Annotated in this window: 8 protein-coding genes; 5 read left to right on the top strand and 3 right to left on the bottom strand. The window is 76.8% G+C overall.

Features of this window, described 5'->3' with window-relative positions; all coding sequences use genetic code 11:
• On the top strand, window positions 1–447 hold a 447-nt coding region (locus IH44_RS45385; protein ID WP_030459710.1), incomplete at its 5' end, for a prealbumin-like fold domain-containing protein.
• Between the two features lie 62 nt (window positions 448–509).
• Here IH44_RS45385 and IH44_RS0113270 read toward each other — a convergent pair.
• A complete protein-coding gene (locus tag IH44_RS0113270; protein WP_030459709.1) occupies window positions 510–1,580 on the bottom strand; it encodes a mechanosensitive ion channel family protein in 1,071 nt (356 codons plus the stop codon).
• A gap of 288 nt (window positions 1,581–1,868) precedes the next feature.
• On the opposite strand from IH44_RS0113270, the gene IH44_RS0113265 reads away from it, so the two are divergent.
• The gene (locus IH44_RS0113265) at window positions 1,869–2,480 is read left to right on the top strand and encodes an HNH endonuclease (RefSeq protein WP_030459708.1); all 612 of its coding nucleotides are present in this window, start codon (window positions 1,869–1,871) and stop codon (window positions 2,478–2,480) included.
• A 91-nt stretch (window positions 2,481–2,571) separates the two neighbouring features.
• Here the strand turns inward: IH44_RS0113265 and IH44_RS42755 are convergent, their stop codons facing one another.
• Window positions 2,572–6,399: a beta-N-acetylglucosaminidase domain-containing protein gene (locus IH44_RS42755; protein ID WP_051816847.1), complete on the bottom strand. Its 3,828-nt coding sequence runs from the start codon at window positions 6,397–6,399 to the stop codon at window positions 2,572–2,574.
• A 360-nt stretch (window positions 6,400–6,759) separates the two neighbouring features.
• Between IH44_RS42755 and malQ the strand changes: the two genes are divergently transcribed.
• The 3 genes from malQ (at window position 6,760) to IH44_RS0113245 (ending at window position 10,036) form a co-directional block, all read left to right on the top strand.
• Window positions 6,760–8,871 carry a 4-alpha-glucanotransferase gene (malQ, locus tag IH44_RS0113255; protein ID WP_051816850.1) on the top strand — a complete coding sequence of 704 codons (2,112 nt, stop codon included), beginning with the start codon at window positions 6,760–6,762 and terminating at the stop codon, window positions 8,869–8,871.
• A 21-nt stretch (window positions 8,872–8,892) separates the two neighbouring features.
• Complete coding sequence (gene psbW / locus IH44_RS0113250; protein ID WP_081966877.1) at window positions 8,893–9,114, top strand: photosystem II reaction center protein PsbW; 222 nt, start codon at window positions 8,893–8,895, stop codon at window positions 9,112–9,114.
• Window positions 9,115–9,295: 181 nt separating this feature from the next.
• A complete protein-coding gene (locus IH44_RS0113245; RefSeq protein ID WP_030459704.1) occupies window positions 9,296–10,036 on the top strand; it encodes a heparin lyase I family protein in 741 nt (246 codons plus the stop codon).
• Between the two features lie 33 nt (window positions 10,037–10,069).
• Here the strand turns inward: IH44_RS0113245 and IH44_RS0113240 are convergent, their stop codons facing one another.
• Window positions 10,070–10,780, bottom strand: coding sequence for an FAD:protein FMN transferase (locus IH44_RS0113240; protein ID WP_051816849.1), 711 nt, complete (start codon window positions 10,778–10,780; stop codon window positions 10,070–10,072).
• Between the last annotated feature and the right edge of the window lie 10 nt (window positions 10,781–10,790).

The following is a 10,790-nucleotide window of genomic DNA, read 5'->3' as shown; positions in this document are numbered from 1 at the left end:
AAGCCCGACGCCAAGGTCGGCGACCCGTGCACCACCGGCGAGGACGGCACCTGCACCGAGCAGGCCGACCTGGGCACCTACTACTGGCAGGAGGTCAGCCCGCCCAAGGGCTACCAGGCCCCCGAACAGCCGGTCCTCGGACCGCTCGTGCTGGACGACGCGCACCTGGACGCCGGCCTCACCACCACCGCCGTCAACACCCTCGCCCCGCAACCCAGCCCGAGCCCGACGCCCACCCCGACCCCGACCGGAACACCTGAGCCCACCCCGACCCCCACGCCGACCCCGGTCGCGCCCGCACCGCCGCAGGCCCGCCCGGCGCCCTCCGGCAGCCTCGCCAGCACCGGCCTGGACGGGGCCGTCCCGTTCGCGCTGGCCGGCGGCGCGCTGCTGCTGGTGCTCGGCACCGGCCTGGTGATCGTGGCGAGGAGGCGCCGCAGCAGCTGATCCGACGGCGACGGGGCCCCGGGGGAAGCGTCCCCCGGGGCCCCGTCGGCTGCGTGCGGGCGTCAGTTCTGGGTGGGTATCGGCTTGGCGGCCAGCGAGCGGGCCGAGTTGGGGTCGGCGAGCGCGGACGGCGGCAGCACCTCGGGGGCGGCGGCCTGGGCCGGGACGGTCGCGGCGGCCTCCTCCTTGAGCTTGACGCCCGCCAGGTCGAAGGCGGCCTTCAGCCGCAGCCGCAGCGCGCGCGAGACCTGCGCGGCCTTGCCGGGCGTGCAGCGGGCCTCGATCCGCAGCTGCACCGAGTCCACCGCGACCGACTCCACGCCCAGCACCTTGACCCGGCCCCAGATCAGCTCGTCGTACGGGCTCTCCTTGGACAGCTGCTCGGCGGCCTCGGTGACCAGCGCCTCGATCCGCTCCAGGTCCTCCTTGTAGCCGACCTGCACGTCGACGGTGGCGGTGCTCCAGCCCTGGCTCATGTTGGCGATCCGCTTGACCTCGCCGTTGCGGATGTACCAGATCTCGCCGGCCGAGCCGCGCAGCTTGGTGACCCGCAGGCCGACCTCCAGGACGGTGCCGGTGGCGACGCCGGTGTCGATCTCGTCGCCGACGCCGTACTGGTCCTCCATGATCATGAAGACGCCGGACAGGAAGTCGGTGACCAGGTTGCGGGCGCCGAAGCCGATCGCCACGCCGGCCACCCCGGCCGAGGCCAGCAGCGGGGCCAGGTCGACGCCGAGCACCGACAGCGCCATCAGCGAGGCGGTGCCGAGGATGGTGAAGGAGGCCACCGAGCGCAGCACCGAGCCGATCGCCTCGGAACGCTGCTGGCGCCGCTCGGTGTTGACCACGCCGCTGTTGGCGAGCAGCCCGCCGAGCACCCCGTGGTCGCTGACGGCCTCCGCCGGGCGGCCCATCCGGGACACCAGCTTGTCGATCACCTTGCGGACCACGGCCCGCAGCACCAGGGCCAGCCCGAGGATCAGCACGATCCGCAGCCCGTCGACCACCCAGCCCTGCCAGTTGTCGTCCAGCCAGCCGGCCGCCTGCCGGGTGGTGTCGGTCACATCGGCGGCGCTGGTGGGCAGCGTGAACGTCGGGGTGCTGGTGCTGTCGGCAGCGGAATCGGCGAGCATCGCCCCACTCTAGCGAGCCCGTTCACCCGCTCGGAGGCCCCCGGAGCCGTCCCGGCCACGCACCGCAGCGCCGCCCGCACGGTACGTGCAGGAGGGCCGCGAGCTGGGCATACCGGCTATGGCGGAACGCGCGGTGGCTCACCGCACGCGCGCGGGCCGTTCACGGAGAAATGGTGGCGTCGTACGACGGCGTAAGGCGACACTGAGGGAGATCGCGTCCCGCACGGGCCACGATCGCCCCGCTCGACTCGGCGCGAGCCACGCGCCGCAGGCGTCCAAGGAGGCCCCGTGCCGCATGTCCTTGTCCTCAACGCGTCGTACGAGCCGCTCGGTGTCGTCTCGATGCGACGCGCCCTCATCCTCGTCCTCAACCACAAGGCGATCGCCCTGGAGGATGCGGGCACCACACTGCACAGCGCCACCGGTGCCGTCCAGGCACCGTCCGTCGTCAAACTGACCCGTTTCGTGCGGGTCCCCTACCGCGGCCCCGTACCGCTGACCAGGCGGGCGCTGTTCGCCCGCGACCACGGTCGGTGCGTGTACTGCGGGGCCGCCGCCACCAGCGTCGACCACGTCATCCCGCGCAGCCGGGGCGGCCAGCACCGGTGGGACAACGTGGTGGCGGCCTGCCGCCGCTGCAACCACACCAAGGCCGACATGCACCTCGCCGACCTCGGCTGGCGGATGAAGCGCCCCCCGGCCGCGCCCAGCGGCCTGGCCTGGCGGGTCATCGGCACCGGGATCAAGGACCCGCGCTGGCGGCCCTACCTGGAGCCGTACGGCGGCCTCGACCAGTTCCGGGACTTCGAGCACCACGACCATCCGGAGACGGTCCTGCCCGCCCCCGTCCGCACCCGACCGATCCGCCGCGGCGAGCAGCACGCCCCGCTCTCCGCCTGAACAGACAAGGGCCTGCCCGACACGACAACCGGTACGCCTCATGGGCCGCCGCCGCCCCCGCAACGGGAGCGTCGGCGGCCCGCCGCGCGTCCTACGGCGCCTGCACGCCGTACAGCTCCACCCCGGACAGCGCGTACCCGTAGCGGGTGGCCCGGCCCACGCCCTGCACCCGCAGGTACTGGGCGCCCGGCGCGTCGAAGCGGACCGTCTCGGTGCCGCCCTGCCCGTTGCCGACCTCCGCGACGGTGGTCCACACCACGCCGTCCACCGAGGTCTCCAGCCGGTACGCGGACGCGTACGCCGCGCCCCAGTGCAGCACCGCCGCACCCAGCCGGGCCGGCTGCGGCAGCCGCAGCTGCACCCAGGCGTCGTCCTCGGCGGGGGAGTTCCAGGAGGTCTTCGGATCGCCGTCGGCGACCGCCGCCGCCGGGGCCTTCGCGCTGTCGTCGCCCGAGGACGAGGCGGTCGCCGCCCGGGCCAGGTCCGGCCCGCCGGTCGGCGGGACGACGTGCACCAGCAGCTCCTGGCGGACGGTCAGCGCGCCCGCGGTGAACACCACCGGCACCCGGTAGCTGCCCGACGGGGTGTCCGCGGCCGCCGTCACCAGCAGCGGCGCGCCCGCCCGGCCGCCGCGCGGCACCGTCACCGCCGGGGCCGGAGCCACCGTCAGCCCCTTGGCCACCGCCGGGACCTCGGCGGTCAGCGCACCGGTCAGCGCGTCCGGCCGGCCGGACTCCACGGTGGCCCGGGCCTGGGCCGGCGCGGCCGCGCCCGCCACCACGTCCAGGGTCGGCTCGGCCAGCGTCAGCCGGGCCGCCGGGACGTCCGCCCACCACGGGATCACCTGGTTGACCACCGGGGCCTCGCCGCCCGGCTGCCACACCAGCCGCAGCGCCTCCACCGGCCCGCCGTCGGCCCGCAGCTCGTTGTAGCCGGGCCGCACCGGGCCCAGGTCCGCCCAACTGCCGTCCGGGCGGCGGACCTGCGCGGTCGCCTCGGCCCGCACCGTCGGGTCGGTCAGCACGGTCAGCCGGTCCAGCGGCCGGGCCGAGCCCAGCTCCACCGTCAGCGGGGCGTCGCCCGCGGCGGGCGGCGCGGCCGCCCGGAACGCGGAGTCCGGGTCGCCGGAGAGCACCGCGTCCGGCGAGGAGCCCGGCGCGGCCGGCGGGCCGGACACCGCGGTGTCCACCGCGTCCGGCGCGGCCGTGGTGAACTCCCGCACCGCGACGGCGGTCTGCTGCCCGCCGGTGGCCCGCAGCCGGACCGCCTTGGCCACCGCGCCCACCGGGGCGTTCGCGGTGACCGTCCGCTGCCCGTGCACGGCCGCCAGCTGCTGCCAGCCGCCCGAGCCGCTCCAGTACTCCAGCACCCCGTCGTGCAGGTAGTCGTCGGCCGCCGAGGCGGCGTCCGGGTCGTCGCCCCAGGAGCCCATCAGCACCGTCACCGAGCCCAGCGGCTTCGGGGTGCCCAGGTCCAGGCCGAAGCTGTCGCCGACCTGCGGCGGCGCGGACGACCAGTAGAAGGTCTGCCCGGAGCCGTCCGCCATCAGCGCCGGGCCGTGGTCGTGCGCGGTGCCCAGGGTGGTGGTCGGGGACGCCCCGGCGGTGATGCCCGACCAGGTGTCCGCGGACTTCGCCGCCCGGTCCAGGAACGCGTCCAGCACGCCCTTGCCGACCGTCACCGGGTTCTGCTCCAGCACCCCGCGCTGCCGGCCCAGCTCCAGCCGGGCCTGCCAGGCCGCCGCGCCGTCGCCGCCGTGCTGCGCCAGCAGCATGTCCACCGCCGCCCGGCCCGCCGCGCCGTACGCCGCCAGCCGGGCCAGCCACGGCGCCGCGTCCTGCGCCAGCGGGTCGCCCGCCAGGGCCTTCGGCGCGTCCGCCATCACGGTGAACGCCTCGCGCAGCGGCTGCGCGGCCGCCTGCAGCTTCGCCGCGTCGGCCGACGCGCCCGAGGCCGGCTCGGCGGCCGCCCAGAACCGCTCCACCAGCGGCGCCAGGTACGCCGACTCCTGGCCGCCCAGCGGCGAGGAGGCGCTGTTGCCGGCCAGCGCCGCCGCCGCGGCCTGCTGCGCGGGCCCGGCGGTCAGCAGCCGCAGCGCCGCGGCCAGCGACTGGTCGGCGCGGTAGCCGTCCGGCTGCCAGCCGAAGTCGGCGGCGGTCGCCAGCGGGATCCGGGACGCCACCGGCTGGCTCATCGCCGAGGTCAGCAGCACCGCCGAGCGCCGCGCCACCTCGGGGTCGCGCCCGTCGTAGCCGCCCAGGAACAGCCGGTCCGGCGCCGAGTCGTTCACCGGGTAGTTGTCCATCGTCATCAGCGGACGCCCGAACAGCCCGGCGGTGGCGGCGATCTGATCGTCCGTCACCTGCTGGGGGATCGCCGAGCCGCCGCTCCAGGCCACCTGCACCCCGGCCGGCAGCCCGGCCGCCAGCGCCGCCCGGTACGGGGTGGACCCCTGCTTCAGGTACTCGGTCGGCACCACCGACAGCGGCGCCAGGTCCGGGTGCCGGGCCACCAGCCGCTCCTGCACCGCCGCGGTCAGCGCGCTCTGCGCCTTGGCGGCGGCCACCGGCCCGGTGCCGAACTTCCGCCGGTCCGCGCCGCAGTGCCACTCGTCGTAGGACACGTTCAGGAAGTCCAACTGGAAGGCCCGCATGCCCAGCCGGCGCAGCCCGTCGAGCTTGGCGACCAGCGCGTCGACGTCCTTGCCGGAGGAGAAGCAGAACGACTGCCCGGGGGCGATCGAGTACGCCACCGTGACGTGCGCGGCCCGGGCCCGGGCGGTCAGCTCGGACAGCTCGGCCGCCCGCGCGGCCGGGTACGCCTCCCGCCAGCGCTGCGCCCGGTACGGGTCGCCGCCCGGCGCGTACAGGAAGTAGTTCTGCTTGGTGCGGCCCAGGAAGTCCACCACCGCCAGCCGCTGCGCGGCGCTCCACGGCGCCCCGTAGAACGACTCCGCGGTGCCGCGCACCGCCGCGCCGCTCGGCCAGTCCCGCAGCAGCACCCCGGGGAAGCCCTTGTCGCCCTCGCCGCCCTGCCCCTGCCCGGGGGCGACCGGGGCCAGCAGCTGCGCCAGGCTCTGCGCCGCGTAGTAGGTGCCCGCGCCGTCGACGCCCGCCAGCACCACCGCGCCGTACGAGCCGCCCGGCGCGGTCAGCCGGCCGGACGCCAGCAGGTAGCCGCCCGCGGGCAGGCCCGCCAGCTGCGGCACCTCGGTGTCCTTCAGCCCGTTCGCCACCGCGAGATCCCGCAGCACCCGGTCGGTCGCCCCGCCCGCGCCCTCGTACGGGCCGCCCAGGTACACCACCAGCGAACCGGCGGCCGGGACCGCGGGGGCCTCCGGCACGCTCCGCACGTCCGTCGCGCCCGCCCGGGCCAGCAGCGCGCGCACCGCGTCCACCGCCGGGCCGTCCGCGGAGTCCGCCAGCACCAGCGCCACCTGCCGGGGCACCGACACCGCGCCGCCGCCCGTCCGCAACTGCTGCGGGCGCGGGAACACCCGGGGGTCGGTCAGCGAACCCAGCGGCAGCGGCGCCTCGGTGACGGTCTCCGAGCGGTCCGCGACGTCCGGCACCGCGCTGCCCGGCCCGGACCGCAGGCCCGCCTCGACGGCGAAGCCCGGCGCGGGGAGCAGCAGCCCGCCGACCACCGCGGCCGCCGACAGCGTCGCCGCGACCCGCAGCGCGCTGCCCCGCCGGCCCGCGCGGCGCTCGGCGCGCACCGAGGCCAGCAGCGGTTCGGTGCCCTTGACGTCCGCGATGAACCGGTCCGCGGCCCGCGGCGCCAGCTGCCGGGCCGTCCGCGCCGCCGTCCGGCGGGCCGCCAGCGCCGCCGGGTGGTGCAGGACCTCGCGCAGTGCCGCGCTCTGTTCCAACCGCTGCCGCAGCCGCCGTCCGGCCGCCACCGAAACCCGCGCCTGCACTGGAGCCTCCTCGCCCGAAACGCCCAGCTCACCGGCCCCCCGCCGACCCGGCCCCAGCCCCCCGGGGCCACCCGGCCCGCCCACCCCACCAGCTCCCCGCGTCCCTGTCAACGCCCTTGGCAGCTATGTCCGTTATCGCCCGGTACATCCCTTGACCTCCTCCTTCCGGGAGCGCCCGGCAAGGCGCCGCCGGACGGTTCACCCGACCGGTGCGGGCGGCGGGCCGTGTCGGTCGGGGTCGGCGGGGAGCGGCCCGGGTAGGACTGTGGCTGTCGACATCGGTGGCGTGGGGGAGACCCCGAGGACGGAGTGCGCTGGGTGGCCGCATACCTTGACCGCGAGCAGGCCGGGTCCGAGCAGGTGCCGGCGGAGGACAACCCGCCCGCCCCGCCGGAGTTGACGGCGCTCGCGCACGCGTACGGGGTGGACACCCACTACGACGCGGGCGCCGGCCCGGTGCAGGTCGGGGCGCGGACGCTGACCGCCGTGCTGGCCGCGCTCGGGATCGACGCCGGGACGCCGGAGCTGGCCGCCGCGGCCCTGGAGCGGCACCGCGCGCAGAGCGCCGCCCGCCTGCTGCCGCCCACCGTGGTCGCCTGGCAGGGCCGCCGCACCGCGCTCGACCTGCCGGCCGGCGCGGACGTCCGGATCGAGCTCGAACAGGGCGGCGACGCCTGGGAGTTGACGGACGAGCACGCGCACTGGCTGCCCGCCGACCTGCCGCCGGGCCGGCACGTCCTGGCGGTCCGGGCGGACGGCCGCACCGCCCGGTCCGCGCTGGTCGTCGCCCCGCCCCGGATCCCCGAACCGGCCGGCCGCCACTGGGGCTTCCTGGCCCAGCTGTACTCGGTGCTGAGCGAACAGTCCTGGGGCATGGGCGACCTGGCCGACCTGGCCGAGCTCGCCCAGTGGGCCGGGGCCGAACTCGGCGCGGGCTTCCTGCAGATCAACCCGCTGCACGCGGGCCTGCCCGGCGCCCCCTCCGACCCGTCCCCCTACCGTCCGTCCTCGCGCCGCTTCGCCGACCCGGTGCACCTGCGGGTCGAGGCGCTCCCCGAGTACGCCCGGCACGAGGAGGCCCGCGACCTGGCCCGCCGGGCCCGGCTGCTGCGCGAGGAGGTGCTGGAGCACGACGGACTGATCGACCGCGACTCGGTCTGGTCGCTCAAGCGCCAGGCCCTCGAACTGCTGCACACCGTGCCGCGCGGCGTCGGCCGGGAGGCCGCGTACCGGGCGTTCGTCCGGCGCGGGGGCGAGTGGCTGGAGCGGTACGCGGTGTGGAACGCGCTGGCCGAGGAGCACGGCGCCGGCTGGCACTCCTGGCCGAAGGGCCTGCGCCACCCCGCCAACCCCCAAGTGGCGGCCGCCAAGGCCGAGTTGAAGGACCGGGTGGAGTTCCACCGCTGGCTGGCCTGGCTGGTCGACGAGCAACTGCGGGCCGCCCAGCGCGCCGCCACCGACGCCGGCATGCCGATCGGCCTGATCCACGACCTCGCGGTCGGCGTCCACCCCGACGGCGCCGACGCCTGGGCGCTGCAGGACGTGCTGGCGGCCGGCATCTCCACCGGCGCCCCGCCGGACGCGTTCAACGCCCACGGCCAGGACTGGGGCCTGCCCCCGTGGCGGCCGGACGCGCTGGCCGAGGCCGGCTACGCCCCGTTCGCCGAGCTGATCCGGGCCTCCGCCCGGCACGCCGGCGCGATCCGGATCGACCACGTGATGGGCCTGTTCCGGCTCTGGTGGGTGCCCGAGGGGGCCCGCCCCACCGAGGGCACCTACGTCCGCTACGACGCCGAGGCGATGCTCGCCGTCCTCGCCCTGGAGGCGCACCGGGCCGGCACCGCCGTGATCGGCGAGGACCTCGGCACCGTCGAGCCCGGCGTGCGCGAACGGCTCGCCGAGCACGGCGTGCTGGGCACCTCGGTGCTCTGGTTCGAACGGGACTGGCAGGCCGGCGGCGCCGTGCTGCCCCCCGAGCGCTGGCGCCCCGGCTGCCTGGCCACCCTCACCACCCACGACCTGCCCTCCACCGCCGCCCGGCTCACCGGCGAGCACGTCGAACTCCGCCACCACCTCGGCCTGCTGGCCCGCCCGCTGGCCGAGGAGCAGCAGGCCGCCGCCGCCGAACTCGCCGACTGGCAGCGCGAACTGGTCCGGATCGGGCTGCTCGCCGAGGGCGAGCCGGCCACCCCCGAGGCGCTCTACGCCTACCTGCTGGCCACCCCCGCCAAGCTGGTCGGCGTCTGGCTGCCCGACACCGTCGGCGACCCCCGCCCGCAGAACCTCCCCGGCACCTGGGACCAGTACCCGAACTGGCGCCTGCCGGTCGCCGACGCCGCCGGCACCCCCCGCACCCTGGACGCCCTCGCCGCCGCCCCCGGCACCGCCGGCATCGCCGCCACCCTCGCCCCGCTGAACGCCCTCCCGCCGGGACACGCCGACAGGCGCACCCCGCCGGGCGGAGCGGTGTAGGGGGCCGGTACCTTGGGAAACGTGGACAAGAGGAACGCAATGCGCGCCGGTGCGGTCACCGCGGCGGCCACGCTGATGATGGTCATGTCGTCGCCCGCGATGGCGCTCGCGCGGGACGACGGCGACGACCCCGGCACCGGCCTGAGCGTCGGTGCGACCCTGGGCCTGTTCGTCGCCCTGCCGATCGTCGCCTTCGCGGTGATCGCGGGCCTCTGCATGATCCCGGGCAGCAAGAAGAAGTAACCCCGGGCCCCGTACCCGGACGGCGGCGGCCGCCGGACCCCGACCAGCGTCGGCGGTCCGGCGGCCGCCGCCGCATTCGTGCGGGGCGGGGCGAGGCGGGGTGAGGCGGGGTGGCGGCCGGCCGGGCGGTGACGGAACATCAGCCGGAGCGAAGACGCCCCTCCCACCCTCAGGAGTGCCGATGTTCCGCCCCGCCCGTGCGTTCCGCCCCGCCCGCGCCGCGACCCTCGCCCTCGGCCTCGCCGCTGCGGTCCTGTCCGGCACCGTCCCCGCTGCTACCGCTGCCGCCCCCGCCGCCGCCGGGAAGGTGATCTGGGCCGCCGACACCGCCAAGGGCGCCGCCTCCTTCGCCGGCGTCCAGTGCAAGTCCGGCAACTTCGGCACCGTCCAGGACCCGGCCAGGGGCAAGGTCTGGCGCGCCCGGCAGGCCGCCGGCGAGGAGCGCTGCGAGACCCTGGGCCCCGACCTCCACGAGGGCGACACCGTCTACGTCGGCTGGTCCTCCCGGGTGCGGATCGGGGACGCCGAGAGCCGCTACGTCTTCCAGCTCAAGTGCTCGCCCAGCACCGGCACCGCCAACCACCCGGTCGAGATCGACATCGCCGACGGCCGGATCCGCCTCCAGGACTGGGACACCCAGCACGTCGCCCACCCGCTCTGGAGCGCCCCCACCGCCGACGACCAGTGGCACACCTTCACCCTCAAGCTCCGCCTCGGCCGCACCGACGGCACCGTCGACTTCTGGTTCGACGGCGCCAAGCAGACCTTCACCACCGGCTCCGGCACCTACACCGGCACCACCTGGGACGGCACCCGCAACTACCTCAAGTGGGGCTCCTACCACCCCTCCCCGGCCGACGCCACCAACACCTTCACCAGCCCGGTCATCGCCACCAGCTACGCCCTGGCCGCCGGTCGCTGACGATCCGTCAGGCATGCGGCCGGTGACCTCCCGTCAGGCCACCGGGCCGGGCCACGCCCAGTCGGCCGTCGCCTCCCGGCGGCCGTCCGGGTGGACCGCCAGCGCCGGGACGCCCCGGGCGGCGAGCCAGGGGAGGGCCGCCGGGGCGCCCATGGCGAACGCGGCGGTGGCCAGGGCGTCGACGCGGGCCAGGCCCGGGCCGACCAGGGTCAGCGAGGCCAGCGAGGTCACCGGGCGGCCGGTGTGCGGGTCGAGGATGTGCGGGCCGCGCTCGGCGGTGCCGGAGGTGGCGACCGCCAGGTCGTGGCCGGTGACGACGCGGGCGACCGCGCCCGCCCGGTGCGGGTCGGCGATCCCGATCCGCCAGGGCCCGCCCGCGGTCTGCACGTCGCCGCCGCCGCTCACGCAGTGCTGGACGGAGCCGGCCGCGCGCAGCGCCCGGGACGCCTCCTCGACCGCCCAGCCCTTGACGTAGCCGCTGGGGTCGAGCCGCCCGCCGGGCCGCGCGGTGAAGTGGCCGCCGGTCTCCGCGCCCAGCTCCGCGCACCGCTCCAGCACCCACTGCACCTCGGGGCCGGCCTGCTCCGGGGTGATCTCCCCGCGGCCGAGCCGGCTGACCGCGCTGTCCGGCCGGTACGTCGAGAACACCGCGTCGATCCGGTGCAGCCGCTCGACGATCCGCCCGATCGCCGCCCCGGTCGCGGGCCCGGGATCGCGGACGGCGAACGAGAACACCGTCCCCATCACGTGCTCG

It is taken from the genome of Kitasatospora sp. NRRL B-11411 (genome assembly GCF_000721345.1).
Taxonomy (GTDB): Bacteria; Actinomycetota; Actinomycetes; order Streptomycetales; family Streptomycetaceae; genus Kitasatospora; species Kitasatospora cineracea.
The sequence above is the reverse complement of the archived record's forward strand: the minus strand, read 5'-3'. Positions and strand labels throughout refer to the sequence as shown.